Below are 18,865 nucleotides of genomic sequence, written 5' to 3' on the forward strand. Positions count from 1 at the left end.
ATATGTACTTAGTTCTGAATGCAGCAAGGATCCTTGGAACCGATTCCTTAATATAATATACCTAAAAACTATTAAAAAAAATGCACTGAACATATTAAGGAAATGTTAGTTTTAACTCACTATACCTACCTCTTAACATGAAATAATCCCCTTGTGGTTGGCATACATAAGGTCATTTTTCGAAAATTACCATATGCTTGTTACCTCAAGGGGATCAAATTTGTTTTTATTTTAGGTTAATCCATTCAGTAAAGCCTTAAGATCGTCTAGACGGGTGACAGGTGCCTGGCAGGCGAAATGCTCGCACACATACACAGCCGGTTTACCATCGACGAGCGTGTAATCACGGATATAAGGGACGATGTCTGCGATTGCGGGCTGCCCTTCATCCTTCAAAATAACAACTGTATTCGGCCTGAATCCGGCTTGAACCGCTCGAATAAATTGGACGGTCTGCGGAGCATCCCTATGGCCCACAATAACAATTTCCTTCGTCGTTCCCGTCGCATACAATAGCGAGCTAAGCAGCGCTGAGTAACCCGTTGGGTATTGAACAACCAAGCCCCCAAAAACCTTGAACTGCTTGGCTGAATAGTCCTCCAACCGAGATTCCCCCATCAACCGTGCCAGTCGCACCAAATTATGGGCCGCAATGCTGTTACCGGATGGAATCGCTCCGTCATATACCTCTTTGGGCTTGGCGATTAATTGCTCACCATCTGGTCCGTAAAAGAATAGTCCGCCCCGTTCCTCATCCCAGAACAAGTCGATCATATCCTGATTAAGCGTCAGCGCCCGTTGCAGATATTGTACATCAAAGGTCGCCTGGTACAGCTCAATCAAGCCCCACACATAAAAAGCATAGTCATCTACATAACCGGGATAAGCTGCATCCCCGTCCCGAAAACGGGCCAGCAGCCGTCCATCGTCCCGTCTCAGATGGTTCCACAAGAACGACTCTGCCCGCTGTGCCTGTTCGGTATATTGGGCCTCTCCAAATGCCTGTCCCGCCTTCGCCAAAGCAGCGATCATCAACCCGTTCCACGAGGTCAAAATCTTGTCATCCTTGTGAGGATGAGTCCGTTGCTCCCTGGTAGTAAACAGCTTGGCTCGCAGCTCACTTGCCCGTTGCTCCAGTTCCTGTTCGGTCAAGTCATGCTTGATCCCGTAGGCTTCCAGATTTATATCAATCAGGTTCGGAATGTTATGTCCTTCGAAATTGCCGTAAGGTGTAATCCCGTACAAATCGTTAAAAAAGGCGGCATCCTTATCGCCCAGTATAGCCCTTACCTCAGACTCATCCCAGACATAGAATTTGCCCTCTTCTCCTTCGGAATCCGCATCCTCCGCTGAATAAAAGGCTCCTCCAGCATCGGTCATGTCCCTTGCGATATATGTAAAGATTTGTTCCGCAATCCGTCGGTACAGCTCCTTGCCTGTGACTTGCCAAGCCTCCGTATAAGCAATGGCCAGCAGAGCGTTATCATACAGCATTTTTTCAAAATGAGGCACCAGCCACTTCTCATCCACCGCATAGCGTGAAAATCCCATGCCCACATGGTCGTAAATTCCACCCCGATACATCGCATCCAGCGTCTTCTCTGCCATTTCCAGTGCCTGCTGATTTCCAGTGTGCTGTGCATATCGCAGCAAAAAAGACAAGTTATGCGGAGAAGGAAACTTGGGAGCTTCCCCAAAGCCGCCATAGTCCTTATCAAAGGCATAGCTGAATTGATGAAAGGCTTTGTTCAGACTATGCTCGTCCAGCTCGCCCTGATAACTGGCAAGCTTGTCATGGCGTTCATGCTCGGTAAGCACCTGTTCACTCAGTTCCACTAATTCATCAGGTTGTTCCTTCCAACGGGCAGCCACCTTTGGCAACAGCTCCATTAGACCCACACGGCCAAATTTCTGCTCTTTGGGCAAATAAGTTCCCGCAAAAAAAGGCTTGTGATCCGGCGTCATCAAAATCGTAAGCGGCCAGCCCCCATGCCCCGTCATCGTCTGACAGATGGACATATAAATATGATCCACATCCGGACGTTCCTCCCGATCCACCTTAATGGATACGTAGTCCCGGTTTAACAGCTCCGCAACCTCTTCATCCTCGAACGACTCTCTCTCCATAACGTGGCACCAATGACAAGTTCTTATATTATCCCTATGTTAGCCCGAAGGCTAACTATAGCCTATACTTAAAAATACAGGCTTCCCCTCTCGTTTAGCTTTGGAAAAGGCTTCAGGACTCCATGAGAGCCAGTTTACAGGATTGTGAGCATGTTGTAACAGGTAAGGACTTTTCTCGCTAATAAGGCTATTTGTGTGCTTGTGCTTAACAGTTTCATCGCGCATATTGGATCACTCCATTCATAAAGATAGGGAGTCAATTAAGACTCCCTTATAGTTTACCCAGTTTTATGAAATTGTTATATGTATGATTGATATTTTTTCTAGCTTGATCTGAAATGCTATTTAAAGCTCGTATGTATACTTTGTCTCCATTGTTTAATGGCTGTCATAATAAACTGTTTCGGTTCAATATGTATGCAAAAAGCTCACTCCTTTTATGCCAAGGAATGAGCCTTGTGAATTATTGATCTATCTAAAACTCTATTTCCTCCCACAACTCTAAAATAGTCTTATCATCAATCTTCCCATTAACAAACAACTCTCTTGATGATTCAAACGACTGAGAAAAACTGTCCCTTTCACGAGTAAGAAAGTACTCTTCTTCATTCTGGCTAATCCAATAGCTATCATTTTTATAGTAGAACTGAAACTCTTCCCCCATTTCAAAACGTTCCACCAATTCATTGTATTCCAAAAACAATCCCTCCTACTTTTTGTTAACTCTCTTAAATGTCCCATCTTCTGTCCATTCAAAAATATGTTCATGAGGCCACTCTGGATGCTGCTTTGAATTTCCATGATTTGTATAGTCTATATCGCGTGTAGCTCTTCCATTTTCATCATAATATCTTCTTGTTTTTATCTCACCTGTATTTTTAGCTTTTTCCTATTCCGCTTGCACCTTTAACTGCGGTTGTACCTCCATGTGCCGCTAAAGCTGCTGAGCCAATCAATCCAGGTACTCCGATTATACTACCAACTCCCGTAGATGAAACAGCAACTGATAATCCTTCTCCACCTATTCCAGCTACTACCTCACCAGCCCCTGCAATGTCGTAGCTACGTGACCGAGAATTTCGCCTACTTTAGCTGCCATAGGATGATCATATTCACGATCTTTGTCGGGCAGCATCCCTAAGGCTAAATCTTCCTGAATGGCTCCTTTTGCTCCTTGAACAGTATCCCATAAAATTTCCCCTTGAAGCTTACTTGCTTCCATCTGAGCTTCGGCTTTTGTGATCTCAGCTTTACCGATCTGTTCAAAGATTTTATGTAACCAGCCTTCGCCGCTGGATGCCGTTTTAACAGGCACACCATTTCCCGGCACATCCAGTACGACTTTTTCTCCATCTACCTGTGTGAAGTTATTTGAAATAAAAATGAATTCCTGTGCTACTGTCAATAGTCGTTCAAGCGTCACACACATGGATTGTCGAGAAACCTGAAATTCCTGAAAAAATCTCTCTTGGGTAGCTCCAGACCAGCCTTGTTGGACAAAATCAATTCTTCCATTCAGTAAATTCAACATACGCTCCATTTCGTGTTTACCATGCAAGAACTGATCAGCCACTTGCATCAGCTTGTCAGGTGGAACCAATATTCTCCCCATTTGATCACGTCCATTTTAATTTAGATGGAAATAATCTTGTCAAAAGGGGCAATTTAGGTATATCCATCTAATATCCTGAAATTTCCTTTTAAATTATGTAACATATGAACTGAAATAAAACAGAGATTACTACGACTATAGTAGTATATACCTCTGTTAGATGATACCCAAGTTAGGATATAGCAGTTGTCGCTTTCAACCATGTCCTGCAACTCAGGATGAGTGTGAGGAGATTTTTTTATAATTGTGGAGCTGCTGTTTAGTGATACCTATTTCATGGGCAATATTTGCCTGTGTTTTTGGGTGAGTCAAATAATTTTACTCACCCAATCCTAAAGTGTGCTGATTACTCATATATAAAAAATGCACCCCAAAATTTCATTGGCTGAACTTGTTGGTCCTCTCCAATAACTGTTTTGGGAGTGCATTATTTTAACTCTTTTTCGGCTCAAAACCGTAATTAGTGGTTGACGAAGTAGAAAAGCGAGTAGAACGAGGATGAAAATGGAAAAACATCTGCAAATCCTGTATTGTTGTAAGTCCTACCAAACAACAAACAAAAGGATATGACAGATGCCACTCCAGTATATCAACGAACTGCTCGGATTACCAGAGCTACAACTTCAACAATTGGTTTCCATAGATACGAAAGAAGTTCATCTGGAAGCATCGCCGGTGGCGTACAAACAGCCCTGTCCTCTCTGCCATTCGGAAGCCTCTGTAAAACGTGACGGCCGAAACCGCACGCGTCAAATTCGACATCTGAGCATCTTTGGCAGAAAGAGCTATCTGCATGTTCCATCCATCCGCATGACTTGCACGCGATGCCGGATCAGTTTCGTTTGGATCTACGATTTTGTGGGTCCTAAACAGCGATACAGCCAGGCTTTTCGTGCTCAAACCGTAGAACAAACACTTGGTTCCACAGCAGTGCATAGCGCACTCATGCAACAAGCACCTGTCAGTACAGTGCAGCGAATGCATCAGGAAGCTCTCCCCAAAGCATGCGAGCACTTGACGAAGCAGGCGTGGCGCGAAGCCGAAGATTCCTCAAATCTGGTACTGGGGATTGACGATTTCGCGATCAAAAAAGGACATACATATAATACCGGCATTCATAATTTGCGAGGCGAAACGATGCTGGATCTTTGGGCTGGCCGGAAGCTCGAAGACTTGCGTGCGTATGCTCAGGCGAATCCCCAATTTCTGGCGTTAAAGCCCAAGGCGGTTGTGATGGATCTGGCCAAGGCGTATCACACGTGGATCACCGAATGTTTCCCACATGCGATTCGTATTGCGGATCGGTTCCATGTTCATGGTTATGTCATCGAAAGTGTTCAGGAGATTCGAAAGTCGATTCAGCACACGGTGTCTCCCCGGGCCAAAGCGACTCTGAAAAGTCATCATCGACTGCTCAATCCGCCGATAGACCAGCTTTGTGTAAAGAGCAAGGCTCAGTTAGAAAGCATACTTGCCTTTTCTCCGCTGTTACGCAGCGTCTGGGAATGGAAGGAATCTTTTTCTCTGTGGTATGACTGCTCTCCCGACATCAACGTTGCTCGCTTGGGATTCATGCGCTGGTTGGGGCAAGGGGAGACCCTCGATCATCCTGCCGTCCGGAGCACATTGAAGACCATGCGAAACTGGCAAGAGGAGATCGTGAATTACCATCATTGTCGTTTTACAAACGCAACCGTTGAAGGGCGGCATAACCGGATCAAGGCTTACCAGCGTCGGCACTACTTCACACGTAATCAGGAGTGCTATAAAGCAGGTATTTTAGTTGAATGCAATCGACCCCATTTAACGAGTTGAACATTTCAACCACTAATTTTTAGATTGAGCCTCTTTTTCATTTCGTTTTTATTACACGTTTAAGAACCTCCAATTGTATCATGAAGTTGTATTCTCTGTTGATTGTGACCATGCGACTGAACAGGTACAGTAACAATAAACAAAAAGCTAGCCAAGACGATTCAAAAGGAGCATTTTTACATTGTCTAACCATACGTTTTAAAAATATCTAAATAGAGGGCATGAAATCTAGCATTGAAAAAGTTAGATGACTATTAATAATAAAATAATCTTTCTTTTTGCCCTTCGCTAACTAAACTTTCATACTTTACATAAGAATTAACGTCTGCAAATTGTTTGAACTGCTCAAATAATTTTATGCATCTAATGAAAAAAGACTCTTTGTTATTTACTAATGATTTAGATAAAACGTCTAGCAGGTACTCGAAGCCATAAGGGTAGTTGCCTCTGTTCAAGTAGTATTTAGCAAGTTCATATTTAAAACGTGTTGCTTGCTCTGGTACTACTTGATGAGTGTACATATCAGCAGATGGATTTTGTTGAACAAAAAAATCAATTTTCGTTTTTAACCTCCGAAGTACATCATTCACATCCAACTGATATTGGTTTGCTGCCATGACTATATTCATCAGATTGGCGACCATTTCTTTTTCAGTGTTATCTGGCGATGCAATAATATGATCAACATAATCGCGTAGCACACTTAAATCGCCAGATAAAAGCTTGTATACGTAAGTATTACACTGCGCCCAATGTTGGTACAGTTTTATCCAATGCAGGGCATCCTCATCTGTCTCTTTGACCCAATCTAAAATAGCATAGGCGTATGTATACTGTAGAGCTTGTTGATAATCGCCTTGGGCTTCACAGACACTTGCACACAGCAAATCAGCGTAAGTGATGTACACAAACATGGGACGACTTAGTTTCTTAGTAGACTCATTGCGTTCTCGACTCTTCTCTTGGTGTTTAATAGTATATTGGATTTCCGCTTTATCTCTCATTTTTCTCGCCATTTCATCGACCTTGTCCCATTTACGCAAAGACCTGTACACGTTTGCCAAATCCTTCAATGCGTCAAGCTGCTCTACTTCATCTAGGCGCTCCACAAAAGCTTCAAATATCGAAGATGCCCTGAGATTTCGGCTTTGATCGTCTCCAACCTGAATCGTGAAAATTCGATATTGACAGATCGCCAAGCGTTCAGAATGTTGGTACTTCTCCGCTTCAGCTACACCCTCATAGAGCAGTAATGCAGCAGCATGTCGTCCCTGTGCGAATAACGTTTCGGCAATTTCAAATAGTTTGGTCGAATAGAGCAGATTGTCCATGATGGCTCCCACTACTCGACGGATCGCATCCAACTTGTCCAGCTCTGCACAGCGATACAAAAATGGCTCAATCCGTCTCATATTTGGGGGTAAGTCGATGATGTAGTTTTCTATAAATAGATCATAAAAATGACCTTCTGGTAAACCCATAGCCTCAGTAATTCGGTCAAGCTGGTTAACAGACATAGATTTATTTCCCGTCACAATAGCACTTACTATTCCCCGGTTCATGTCTGCCAAATGTCCGAATTGCGTTAAACTCAAACCTTCCTTTTTTAGATATCGTTCCAATTCTGCTCTAATCGTGGGTGTAATTTTCATGGATAAACCACCCTTTCAGCGTGAACTCACAATATAATGCATAGTTAAATAAATTATGTAATTGAGAAATAAGCAGTAAAATGTATTTGTTTTATTGTTCATAATTGTACCATTTTTCGGAATAAAATCATATACCTTTCATATATGTACTCAAGATACCTTTTCGGATTGTTTACAATGATTTCATGATTAAGGGTATCATCATTTTCTTATGTATAATTTATTGTGGAAAATCAGAATACAACTTTAGGTATTCAAAGTTACGTGATTAAATAGTTATGCTCATATTCCTTTATGTAATAACAGTAGATTTAGTTTAGAATTGATGTGTGTATATAAGGAGCCTTCACGATATTCGAGATAGTTCAAATTAATAAAAAATTAACCAGAATCGGGGAGTAGGAAGGCTATGACATTATTTGTGGAAAGTGAATGATCATTTGGTTTTTACTACCCATCGTTCCGCAAAATTTTGTGTAGCGGTATCAATAGTTTCAAGCAAATGCGCCTTATACCTAGAACTGCTTAGGTAAATGATTCAAGCATATGAACGGTTTGGAATCATCGTACCACTTAGACATGAACAATTTTCTCCGATGTCGGAGAAAATTGTTCATTGACTTTCAATTGAAAAATCTTTAAATTGCTTGATGTGAGGGTTTAAAGTGTAATTTACTGAAATCTTACCTTCACTAATCAATTCAACTAATATCGGATCATAATTTGTTTCTTTCTCCCCAATTCCAAATATTTCTTTCAATCTCCAATCAGATGACTCCACATAAAAATTTACGGTTTCCTCAAGTATTTTAAACTTCACCGAAAATTCACCTCTGTAATAATTAAGATTGCCAAGATTTCACCTAACGTTTCTGTATTCATTAACCCCGAAATGCCTCTCCCGGACCAAGTGACGGGCTTAACCCGCCACGCAGCGTTGAATGCGATGTTAGCAGATGTCCACGACCTCTTCGAATTACATACGATAAATCTTTATATATTCATTTCTTTAATATGTAATCAATAAATCCTTGTCGTATTTTTTTGCCCTCATAGATTCTTTCCAAAACTCGATCTTCTTTATAGATTAATTTCATATCATCAAACATCGCATCAGCTTCATTGTAATCATAATACGAATGGATAACTGGCTCATTATCTTCAATCTGTTCATATTGGTTATCTCCTAAGGAGGGGAATCTCCTCCCGCCCCGCAGTCCAATACCGTTCTTTCCATACCGCTTTCATTACATAAAGCTAAAAATCTATACAGTGGTACTTGTCTGAAAAGCTCCACAACAATCGTCTCCTTCGTCTTTTGGTTTTATAGTTTTATTGTTTCGTGGATTTCTGCTAACGTTTGTGTATTCACTAACATGAGAACCTTAAGGCTCTGAAGGAGCCGGCAATTTAACCTTTTTACAATTATGATTTTAATGTTCTCTAATAATAAGGTTTATAAATTCTATCAGTGTCAGTATCAATTACCATATCTACTTTTTTTTCGATGGTTTTATTGATTTCAATCATGTTGTAATTTTCACAAAGTTCTTTTGGTAATTCATCGATTAATTTTATCTTGGTTTTTAAATCCAAATAAATCTGTTCGATCTCTTTTACAGAATAATTATCATCTGCTTGAAGTAATGCTTGATTAAAGTAACCTTCAATTTCTATTATCATTTAACAACTCCTTTCCAATTACTAAATAATAAGTAGCTATGTTTTGAGAATTTTCATTAAATGATCCTTTTTGTGTTTAGTTTTTTCAATCCAGCATTAATTTCATCTAAACGTTCTTGTATCTACGAACCCTCACCACCTTAAAAGAGCGTTAGCGACTGTCCGCGGCGCGATTAGGTGGTGCAGGTTGTCTGCTTGATTCCGCTTCTTCGAAAATCCTCGGGCAGACCAAGGAGCGTCCGCGACGCAGCGTTAGATATGTGTTAGGTGATGTATCGTAGAACTTACTCCACCTTCTATACTTCATTAATTCTATCCTCGTATCCAACTCATCTCTTGAATGTTTAATAATTCTTTAAACTCTTCTACTAATTGATGCTTAGATTCCAGTTGTGTATAGTAATTATTATTCAAAATATTGTCTAATTGTTTTATTCGTTCATTATCTAGTTCAAAAAGTCTAAATGTATCTAGATTGCAATTTGTAAACTGTTTTACAATTTTCTCATTGTATTCATTAGATCTTTGAACTTCTTCAATTAATTCATTTCTGATTTTCTCCCCTCTAGGGTCGATATATAAAAATTCAACGTGATCTTCTTCTGGGTATCTTTCTTCTGCAAGTTTCATAATCATAGTATCTACTAACTCATATGATATATGAAGACTTGCTATCTCTTGTGAATTGTAAACTACACGATATCCCCAACAATGATCTTCAAAATTATAAAAATATAACACTGGGATTTTTTCCGAAATTTGAAATAGACTTACCGGAATTTCTTCACTTACTCCTGTATCTTTGGTTATGAAAACAAACCATTTGCCATTTAAACCCTTCATGTACATAGGATCATAATCAAGAATTGCTTCTTTATGTTTCAATAGGGATAAGCTTCCTGAAGTAAATTCACTCATTGTTTTGGCTCCTTTTTGTAGTCATATTTCACCTAACGTTTCTGTATTCACGAACCCTGCAAGGGGTTGTCTGCTGAAATACCCCTTCGCAAATACATCACGCAGACCGAGTCTCCATCAGGAGCTGCCTCTTGAATATTATGTTATATGCCGTTACCCGAATCCTGAATAATCTTGAACTTACTTCCACAATTTCTCTTCAATTGAATAATCCATCTCTTTAAAATATTCGATTATTCTTTCGGATTCCTGTTTGAATCCATTTGAGTAATGAACCCCTATCCCATTTGAATCTGTATACTCAAAACTTAGATATTTAAACCCACCTCTTGGCCCGACATACTTTGTGATGTTCCTTGCCGATTTATATACTTCTAGCCTTTTCTTCTTTTCATCTTCCATTTTCTCCAAATATTTTGGATCTACTATTTCAAGTGAAGACCAAAGAACATCCAATTACCCAATCCAGGAAAATGCACTCCAGTAAAATTGTCATTTGATCTTGACCACATTCCATAATTTCCGATTGTATAACCTTCAGTTCCAGCTATATGGATCGGCTACACTCTTCTAGACAGAAAAATTGTGGTCTAATATAGTAGACTACAGATCAACCTAGAAGGAGCAAACGGATCATGACTAAAAAGGAAAGACGTACTTTCAGCGCTGAATTTAAAGCGCAGATGGTTCAGCTCTATCAGAGTGGCAAACCACGTAAGGATATCATTCAGGAATATGATTTAAATCCTTCATCGCTGGATAAATGGGTGAAACAGAGTTCCGCATCGGGATCCTTCAAAGAGAAAGACAACCGGACTCCAGAGGAATTAGAACTGATCGAACTTCGAAAACAGAACAAGCAACTGCTCATGGAGAATGATATTTTAAAGCAAGCCGCGCTGATCATGGGACGAAAGTAAATGTCATTCGCCAGAATAAACATAAATACTCGGTATCAGCAATGTGCGACGTCCTAAAAATCCCGAGAAGCACCTACTATTATGAAGAGGGCAAGGTCGAGGCTACAGCGGAGGATGAGATTTCCTCTATCGTTGTAGATATTTTCCAAACCAGTCGTCAAAACTACGGTACGCGTAAGATTAAAAAAGCGTTGTACCAGCAAGGCTTTACGGTATCCAGACGGAGAATTGGACGAATCATGAAGGAATACGGGTTGGTTTCGTCGTATACGGTCGCTCAGTACAAGCCTCATTCCACGAGATGCAATGAAGCCAAGCAAGCGAATGTATTGAACCGGAATTTTGAACAAGAGCAGGAGTTATCTGTCGTCGTAAGCGATCTGACGTACGTCCGAGTGGGTCCATATTGGAACTACGTATGCTTTTTTGTAGATCTGTTTAACCGCGAGATTATCGGCTACAGTGCAGGCCCCCACAAGGATGCCAAGTTGGTTTACCGTGCTTTGGCTTCAATTAAGGGCAACCTGAATGACATTCAGCTCTTCCATACCGACCGAGGCAATGAATTCAAGAATAAGCTCATCGACGATGCTCTGGAGGCCTTCCAGATTGAGCGTTCTTTGAGCATGAAAGGCTGTCCTTATGACAATGCCGTTGCAGAAGCCACTTTTAAAATTTTCAAAACGGAGTTTGTGAAGAAACGTCATTTTGAAAGTCTAGCTGAGCTAACCACAGAATTACATGACTATGTGCACTGGTTTAACCATATTCGGATTCATGGTTCCCTGGATTACTTGAGTCCGGCTGAATTCAAACTGAGGCACCATAAAAAAATTGTCTAGTTTAGTGTTGACAATCCAATAAGTCCTTTAAGATATTGAGTAAGATCAACTTTTAACTTTACTTGGATTCTCTCATACATCATGAACCCTCCACTCAAATAAATAATGGGTAATGTCATATAACGTTCCTGTATCCACGAACCCCAAAGAGGTTGTCTGCTGAAATGCCTCTCTGAAATCCATCCCACAGACCAGGGCTCCAACGGAGCCGCAACTTGAATATCATGTTATCTGATGTCGAGGTCTTCTCTGAGATACATAAATAATTCAATTTAGTTTAATCCTAATAGAAGTTCTCTAAGAGCTCTACTATATTCACCCCTAAAATCAGCATATTTTTTTGTCTTCAATAGTTCGGGAATCTGACAATCTTCAATTAATATCGGGACAACCTTTACCATTCCAGATTCGATCTCATCCCAATATTTAGAGTACCATTCTTCTTGAACCCATCTTGATTCTACAGAGTTTTTTGATAGAATTACCAAAACATATTCACTTTCTTTCAAAGCAATACTTATACTTCTCGGAATTGACTCCCCTATTTTAATACGCCATTCATCTAACCAAGGATTATGTCCTGCTTCGGCTAAATCAGTTGCTATTAATCTAGCAATGGTTTTATCCTTAGAAGAATGTGAGATAAAGACCTTTCTTCCATTGCTATTTGATAATAACCTCGTTTTAAAATATCTATCCGAAAATAATGATTCAATAAATATAAATTCCGTTAGCAAATCTGTTTTAGTTTTCTCATCCTTTACTTTTACTTTTGAATATTTTATATCAAATAATATCTGTTCTATTTCACCTTGTCTTCTTAATAAATCTTCTGTTGTAACTTCTCTTAAATTCTTCACTGGGATCTCGTATTCATTAGCATAGAGGGGATTACCCATACACACATATCCAATATGCTTACCTGAATCTCTAAAATCGTCATCATCTAAATAACCAACCCGACCTTTGAATTTCCCACCTTTAATAAAAACTGATGAACCGTAATATAGCATCAACAAGTCCTCTCCTTTCCTATCTTCGCCACGATTTCAGATAACGTTCTTGTATTCACGACGTCCCACCGACTTAAGACTGCGACAGCAGTCGGCCGCGGTGCGGATATGTCCGCTGACTACCCTACCCTGCCAATCTCCTCAGGCGGACCGAGGAGCCTAGGCTCTGATGTGTGAATATAATGTTATTAGAAGGAGATGCCCCCTTGAACTACTCCACTATCACTCTAGTGTGTAAAGACTATTATTTATGCTTTGCATCCTCTTAATAAAATTGATTTTAGAAAATCTTTTTATTTTTCTTTTATCACCCATCACATAATTACTAATCACTGTTATATTGTGGTGCAATTTATACAAATACCTAAAGAGATCACATGCCATCGCCTGCATATGGATTTCAGGAGATAAAAGGTAGCCTTGAATTCGAGCATTCTCATTTATTCTATATGTTTTTAACACCCTATGATTACCATCAATTGGGATATGCATATTAATAGGATCATAGTACATAACAACTATCGGCTCGGAGTTTATGACTGGGTTTGCGAGCACTTTCGGATCCAAGTCAGCTGGATTAATAATATCTATAAACTGGTTTACGCTAAATTCTACAATCTGAAGGTTGTGCTCTCTGATTAACTCTTTTGCTTTTTGTATATCCCATTCGATTTCAAACCCAAATGTTGCATCATTATTAAAGTAGAAGTCTCTTTGATAATATTGTCTTTTATCAAGATTTCGAATAAAGGTTTTTGGAAGCAATTCAATCTTTTTTTTAAACCAATCTAGTTCCTCTTTATACTTATCATACTCACGGAGTTGTCCAACAATAAACTGTTCCGGAATTTGCTTGTAGTTCAATAAAAAATCCCATATACGTTCAAAATTATATAACTTACAAGTTTCCACTTTAATTGATTGGTTAATTATTGACATTGTAAATTCCGCCTTTCAATAACTGCATCTTTTTCTGATAACGTTGTCGTATTCACGAACTCCGCTAGGGGTTGTCTGCTGAAATCCCTCTTTGAAATCCAACTCGCAGACCAAGGCTCCAACGGAGCCGCAGCTTGAATATTATGTTATATGACGGAATCGCTTCTTCACTACTGGTTTTCTTCGGGTACATACTCAATTAAATCTGATAATTTGCAGTTAAATGTATCGCATAGCTTGAATAAAGTTTCCAGCTTTGTTGTTTCTATATTCGTTTCCCTATATAACTTGTTGATTGAATTCCGACTTAAGCCCGATTTCGCCATCAATTCTGTTATATCATCTATTCGTATGCCCGATGCGTAAATATATTGTTATATGTTGTTAAATCGGCGGACTTCGGAGCATCTACTCCCAAACTTCAATCCCACTCTGCTTCCGCATAGGAAGCATTCCTCGTCCGCTCTTAGCCCGTAACTTTCAATCCTTGATCCGCATAGGATCTACCTTCTGTTCTTTCCTGCTCTTATCTATCCTTGTTCTTCCAAGCCGAATTTAATGATCTTATAACGTTCCTGTATTCACGACCTCAGCGTATGCTGAGGTGTCCGACTCCTGCCGGACCAAGGACGAATGTCCGCAGCGTGAATATTATGTTAACTGAAGGTTCATACTTCTTCGAAATGCCTACTCATTCACTTTATTCCATGGACGTGAAGTTTTATACTGCCTTATATAAGTCAAAAGTTGATTATCAATACGACTAACAACCATTTGAAATTCATCCATGTATTTATCCAACGTTTCTACATTTAAATATTGTTCACTTCTATCTCTGACGTTATGAGCGATATGTCCACGGAATTTGACAAAATCATTTATCAAATCTATCTCTTCTGATATCAAACAATCTAGTATTCCTTCATACCCTATTAATTTTTTGCTAATATCTTTTATATTTTTTACCTTTGGAGTATTAAATCTAGAGATTGTTTCTTCAACAATTTCATTTAAATAGAGCGTTTTCCAATTTGACTCCGCTAACTCTAAAGCCTTATTAACATTTTTATGATTTCTCACATATTGGGCTATGGTACTCTTTACTTCTCTAGGCAGTTCGTCTATTTTTTCTAAAGTTGCTAAGTGAGTAGCAACTTCTCTTAGTACATCTTCAATATATGTTTCCCAGGCACCACATAACATCAAGATCCCACTTCGAGTTAAGTGATCTAGTGCTACCCGACCTCTGCTATAAAATATATCCTTCAACGTTTTATAATCATCTGATAGCTTTTGTACATCTAAAGTTCTTCTTCTGTAGTCACCAAATGAATATGATGGCATACAACCACTTCCTTTTTTGTTCTTTTGAACTTTCAGTTAACGTAATATTCACGAACTTCGTGAATTTACAGAATACAATTAAATAAACGAACAAACAGGAACTAAAAGCCTACCTATGAGCTTTAGTCTTATCATACTATAAAATGGAAGAATATGACGAACGTTATTCCTATATCCAAATGAAAAAACTCCCACCAATGACAAGTGGATTAAAGCCACACTACGAATACCCAATAGATAAGAAAATAAGATTATTTTCTCGTCTCGCTGTATTAAACGCTTCTTCACTCCACGCATACCAGTTCACTGGGTTATGAGCGTGTTGAAGCAAATACGGTGATTCCTCAGCGATTAATCTATTGGGATTACTGTTCGTTGTCATGGGGCATCACCTCTTTCCGGTTATATAATCACTCACTTTGCAAAACCAAACCATGTGAACAGAATCAGGTCCCCAGTAGTCCTTTACTGCCTTGTAGGGCTCTCCAAATTTCCGCAGCCATCTTGTCTGTGCACGTTTGTAGCCACTGTCCAGGCAAAACTGATCAATCCCTTGCTTTCTTAGATATGCCATCAATTCCTTAATCAATGCCGAGCCGACACCTTGGCCCTGATAGCTTGGCAAAACGTATAAACTCCCCAGCTCACCCACATCATTGAGCTGATTTCCGGTGCATGATCGAATATCCTCACCACAGGGTGCAAAGGAAATCGTGCCGACAACCGCCCCAGCTATTTTAGCAACAAGGAAGTATGTATCCGAATTCACCGGGTTCAGAGAAGCATTTGCCATTTGTTTTTTATTTTCAACTTCTTTTTGAATATCATCTTGCAAATGACCCAGTCCTTCCTTTTTAAAGGCATCTGAGATTGAATATTTAAAAAGCTGACATACAGACTGTATATCGTCTTGAGTGAGCGTATTTATGCTTAACTGATGGGCCTTAGTCATTGTTTTGAACACCTCTTTATTAAATTAACCTTCCGCAAAAGTCTAAACAATTTCATTGCTTGATTCATGTGAACAGTTAAAAGTACCCAAAAGAAAAAGGGCTTAAGTACATGCCCTTTAAAAGTTTCCAGATCACATATCAGGTACCGCAAAAGGTTCGATAAGGAAGGGTGGATGCCTCAGGCAATGTTGAGTAATCTGCCTGTTCGGGAGAGTACGCGTAAGGATTCGCAAGAACTCCAAGAAGCTGCTCCATCACACTGTAGTCTTCCTGTTTCACCGCAGCTTCCAGTGCTTCTTCTACCCGGTGGTTGCGTGGGATTAACGCAGGATTGCTACTGCGCATCAGTTGTTGTGAAGAGGCTTTCGTTTCCTGCTGTCTACCCAGTCTCGCCTGCCACTGTTCATGCCACTGGGCAAATTCCTCAGTGCCATACAGGACTGTATCTTCAAGCTTGCCCAAAGTTAAGGCACGGAAGGTATTGGTGTAGTCCGCACGATATTTTTGCATGATACTGAGAAGGCCTTCGACAAGAGATAGATCCTGCAACTCTTCATTAAAAATACCTAGCTTCGCCCTCATCCCTGTGAGCCAATTACGGTGATACATCTCTTTAAAATCTGAAATTGCATCCTCGGCCAGTTTTATAGCCTGTGCTTCGTTGTCATGCAGTAGCGGCAGGAGGGTCTCCGCAAATCTCGCCAGATTCCAAGCGGCAATACTGGGCTGATTGCCGTAGGCATAACGGCCCTGAACATCAATGGAACTGAATACCGTCTCAGGATCATAGGCATCCATGAAGGCGCAAGGACCATAATCAATGGTTTCTCCGCTAAGGGCCATATTGTCGGTGTTCATCACCCCGTGAATAAAGCCGACGAGCTGCCATTGGGCAATCAGCTCTGCCTGACGTTTGATCACTTCCTGTAGCAGGAAAAGATAACGGTTCTCGTCACCGGAAACCTCCGGATAATGTCTTTGCAATGTGTAATCTGCCAGAGCCCGGAGATCCTGGGCATTGCCCAATGCTGCGACGTATTGAAAGGTTCCGACGCGCAGATGACTGGCCGCCACACGGGTCAGAACGGCACCCGGCTGCTCGGTTTCCCGGATCAATGACTCACCGGTTGTAACCACCGCCAAGCTGCGGGTGGTAGCAATGCCAAGCGCATGCATAGCTTCACTGATGATATATTCGCGCAGCATCGGCCCAAGTCCCGCTCGGCCATCGCCCCTGCGGGAGTATGGCGTTCTGCCTGAGCCCTTAAGCTGAATATCCATCCGCTCGCCCAGGGGAGTGATCTGTTCGCCAAGCAGCACTGCCCGGCCGTCTCCTAACATGTTAAGATGCCCGAATTGATGTCCTGCATAAGCTTGAGCAAGAGGTTCAGCACCTTCGGGAACCTCGTTACCTGCAAGAACCGCAGCGCTATCATTGCTTCGCAGTACTGCGCCGTTCAACCCAAGAGATTTTGCCAACGGATCATTAAGAATGGCCAGTTTCGGTAAGCGTACAGGAGTTGGTTTGAGCCTTGTATACAATGTTTCTGGCAGACGAGTATAACTGTTGTCGAAGTTCCACCCTGTATCTTTTATTTCTTTTTTCTCCGTCATAATATCTCCTTTTTCTTTTATCGTATCTTAGTTGTCCTTCTAGTATATACTTTTGCCCATTTATTATCGCCTATCCATATTCGGCCCGTAGCTTAATGCTGTATCATCAGTCTAAGCCCGCTTAAGCTTCTCATCGTTGCTTGACGTTACCTGCAAATAATTATATAAAGCCACAATTCCCCGGTTATTGGAGAGTTGCGGCTTTATCCGAGCAACATGATATTGCATTTGCGGAATGGAGCCCACAATGATCTGCTTCAACTTTTCCTGTTGTTCTTTGGTTAGTCGGACTGATGCGTCTGGAGAATGGTTCATTTGCAGACCAGGGAGTCCTCCTGTTGTATAAGCCTTGATGTAACCTTTTACCGTTTTTATATTTCGGTTGATGATATGGGCAATCTGCTCCACTTCGGTTCCTTGCAGATACAAATAAAGGGTCTGGTACCGTTCATACATCCGACGATCCTTTGCTTTTTTCATCGCGGTTTCGATTTCTTGAAATGCAACTGTGTTTTCCATTCTGCTTTTCCTGCCTGTCTTAGTGGTTTCCTAATTACTTCGAAATGCAGAAGCTAACTCCTTACCATTGTTTTCTAATCTTTAGTTCAACTTATATAGCAAAAATTTATGCATCAAAATAAGCCCCCGAGATGTATCTGTACCGGTACAGATGTACTTTTCTTATATTGTAGCACACAATACATATGTCTAAAATGAGTGGCGAGGGGCATGATTATATGAAACGCGGCCTTGATCGCATTCGAAAACGGCTGGAAAAGTGGTCGTTCAAGGAAAAGCGGCTGTGGAACAGAGCGGCATCAACTCGGTTGATCTTTCCGAAATTAACGCGCCTGACGGATTCAAACCGTAAATTCCAGATTTCAAAAAGGAGGCTTTATTTAAAAATGAAAAAAACGATTGTTTTGCCTGGTTATGTTGACGATATGCCATTTTCGTTAGGTTATGAAGTGAAGCATGGAGCAACAACCTTATACCTCTCGGGTGCTACGGCCTATCCTCTGTATTACAGTTACCCCTCTTTTGGTTGGGTTCCAAAGTCCGAAAGAAGCGATACGGGTATGTCTCTGCCGAGCTCGATTAAAGAACAGACGCAAATTGTTCTTGAAAATATCAAAATTGTCGTGGAAGCCGCCGGTGGTACGATCAACGATATTGTTAAGACAACCATTTTTAATAAGCGTATGGATCTGCAAAATGAAGTAAACGAAGTCTATAACGCCTTTTTCAATGGACATAGACCGGCTCGTTCTCACATCGGAGTGTCTGAACTTGTCAGTCCGGATCTTTTAATCGAAATCGAAGCGATCGCCGTCTTGGAAAAGTAAGGCGATTGCTTCGAGCCGTAAAAGGCGAAACGGTCGAAAAACAAGTCGTAACGGATGTCGTGTTCGTGGATCCAAATTCTATCGGCA

17 protein-coding genes and 2 pseudogenes are annotated in these 18,865 nt (G+C 40.7%); 3 read left to right on the top strand and 16 right to left on the bottom strand.

The window, feature by feature from the left end; all coding sequences use genetic code 11:
* Positions 1-231 precede the first annotated feature (231 nt).
* From HPL003_RS21635 to HPL003_RS21645, 3 genes and pseudogenes are all read right to left on the bottom strand, one after another.
* Positions 232-2,352: pseudogene (locus tag HPL003_RS21635) on the bottom strand (thioredoxin domain-containing protein).
* Positions 2,353-2,602: 250 nt separating this feature from the next.
* Entirely contained in the window at positions 2,603-2,824 is a 222-nt protein-coding gene (locus HPL003_RS21640) for a hypothetical protein (protein WP_014281903.1), read from the bottom strand.
* Between the two features lie 184 nt (positions 2,825-3,008).
* Positions 3,009-3,739, bottom strand: a pseudogene (locus tag HPL003_RS21645) (WXG100 family type VII secretion target); the annotation flags it as partial.
* Between the two features lie 573 nt (positions 3,740-4,312).
* On the opposite strand from HPL003_RS21645, the gene HPL003_RS21650 reads away from it, so the two are divergent.
* Positions 4,313-5,554, top strand: coding sequence for an ISL3 family transposase (locus HPL003_RS21650; protein ID WP_014281905.1), 1,242 nt, complete (start codon positions 4,313-4,315; stop codon positions 5,552-5,554).
* A gap of 254 nt (positions 5,555-5,808) precedes the next feature.
* On the opposite strand, the gene HPL003_RS21655 is transcribed toward HPL003_RS21650, so the two are convergent.
* The 5 genes from HPL003_RS21655 to HPL003_RS21675 all read right to left on the bottom strand — a co-directional run bounded on the left by HPL003_RS21655 (position 5,809) and on the right by HPL003_RS21675 (position 10,263).
* Entirely contained in the window at positions 5,809-7,206 is a 1,398-nt protein-coding gene (locus tag HPL003_RS21655; RefSeq protein ID WP_014281906.1) for a helix-turn-helix transcriptional regulator, read from the bottom strand.
* Positions 7,207-7,819: 613 nt separating this feature from the next.
* Positions 7,820-8,026 carry a hypothetical protein gene (locus HPL003_RS21660; protein ID WP_014281907.1) on the bottom strand — a complete coding sequence of 69 codons (207 nt, stop codon included), beginning with the start codon at positions 8,024-8,026 and terminating at the stop codon, positions 7,820-7,822.
* Positions 8,027-8,649: 623 nt separating this feature from the next.
* Positions 8,650-8,889: a hypothetical protein gene (locus tag HPL003_RS21665; protein WP_014281909.1), complete on the bottom strand. Its 240-nt coding sequence runs from the start codon at positions 8,887-8,889 to the stop codon at positions 8,650-8,652.
* 312 nt (positions 8,890-9,201) lie between these two features.
* Positions 9,202-9,807: a hypothetical protein gene (locus tag HPL003_RS21670; RefSeq protein ID WP_014281910.1), complete on the bottom strand. Its 606-nt coding sequence runs from the start codon at positions 9,805-9,807 to the stop codon at positions 9,202-9,204.
* 180 nt (positions 9,808-9,987) lie between these two features.
* Positions 9,988-10,263 (bottom strand): hypothetical protein, encoded by a 276-nt coding sequence (locus tag HPL003_RS21675; protein ID WP_014281911.1) that lies wholly within the window; start codon positions 10,261-10,263, stop codon positions 9,988-9,990.
* A gap of 179 nt (positions 10,264-10,442) precedes the next feature.
* Between HPL003_RS21675 and HPL003_RS21685 the strand changes: the two genes are divergently transcribed.
* Positions 10,443-11,569, top strand: a protein-coding gene (locus tag HPL003_RS21685; protein ID WP_085979674.1) for an IS3 family transposase whose coding sequence is annotated in 2 segments (ribosomal slippage) — positions 10,443-10,692 and positions 10,692-11,569 — 1,128 coding nt in all. Because the reading frame shifts where the segments join, the coding sequence is not laid out codon by codon here.
* Between the two features lie 272 nt (positions 11,570-11,841).
* Here the strand turns inward: HPL003_RS21685 and HPL003_RS21690 are convergent.
* The 8 genes from HPL003_RS21690 to HPL003_RS21715 form a co-directional block, all read right to left on the bottom strand.
* Positions 11,842-12,582, bottom strand: a complete 741-nt coding sequence (locus HPL003_RS21690; protein ID WP_014281914.1) for a toll/interleukin-1 receptor domain-containing protein — start codon at positions 12,580-12,582, stop codon at positions 11,842-11,844.
* A 222-nt stretch (positions 12,583-12,804) separates the two neighbouring features.
* Positions 12,805-13,521: a hypothetical protein gene (locus tag HPL003_RS21695; RefSeq protein WP_014281915.1), complete on the bottom strand. Its 717-nt coding sequence runs from the start codon at positions 13,519-13,521 to the stop codon at positions 12,805-12,807.
* Positions 13,522-13,691: 170 nt separating this feature from the next.
* Positions 13,692-13,889 carry a helix-turn-helix domain-containing protein gene (locus HPL003_RS27935; RefSeq protein ID WP_081473750.1) on the bottom strand — a complete coding sequence of 66 codons (198 nt, stop codon included), beginning with the start codon at positions 13,887-13,889 and terminating at the stop codon, positions 13,692-13,694.
* A gap of 319 nt (positions 13,890-14,208) precedes the next feature.
* The gene (locus HPL003_RS21700; protein WP_014281916.1) at positions 14,209-14,865 is read right to left on the bottom strand and encodes a HEPN domain-containing protein; all 657 of its coding nucleotides are present in this window, start codon (positions 14,863-14,865) and stop codon (positions 14,209-14,211) included.
* A 220-nt stretch (positions 14,866-15,085) separates the two neighbouring features.
* The gene (locus tag HPL003_RS27940; RefSeq protein WP_014281917.1) at positions 15,086-15,247 is read right to left on the bottom strand and encodes a DUF255 domain-containing protein; all 162 of its coding nucleotides are present in this window, start codon (positions 15,245-15,247) and stop codon (positions 15,086-15,088) included.
* A 6-nt stretch (positions 15,248-15,253) separates the two neighbouring features.
* On the bottom strand, positions 15,254-15,700 hold the full coding sequence (locus tag HPL003_RS21705) for a GNAT family N-acetyltransferase (RefSeq protein ID WP_238533408.1): 447 nt from the start codon (positions 15,698-15,700) through the stop codon (positions 15,254-15,256).
* Positions 15,701-15,956: 256 nt separating this feature from the next.
* Entirely contained in the window at positions 15,957-17,432 is a 1,476-nt protein-coding gene (locus HPL003_RS21710) for a protein adenylyltransferase SelO (protein ID WP_014281919.1), read from the bottom strand.
* Between the two features lie 111 nt (positions 17,433-17,543).
* On the bottom strand, positions 17,544-17,951 hold the full coding sequence (locus tag HPL003_RS21715; protein WP_014281920.1) for a helix-turn-helix domain-containing protein: 408 nt from the start codon (positions 17,949-17,951) through the stop codon (positions 17,544-17,546).
* Between the two features lie 218 nt (positions 17,952-18,169).
* On the opposite strand from HPL003_RS21715, the gene HPL003_RS27115 reads away from it, so the two are divergent.
* The gene (locus tag HPL003_RS27115; RefSeq protein WP_014281921.1) at positions 18,170-18,778 is read left to right on the top strand and encodes a RidA family protein; all 609 of its coding nucleotides are present in this window, start codon (positions 18,170-18,172) and stop codon (positions 18,776-18,778) included.
* The last annotated feature ends 87 nt before the right edge of the window (positions 18,779-18,865 follow it).

This window comes from Paenibacillus terrae HPL-003, assembly GCF_000235585.1.
Classification (GTDB): Bacteria; Bacillota; Bacilli; order Paenibacillales; family Paenibacillaceae; genus Paenibacillus; species Paenibacillus terrae_B.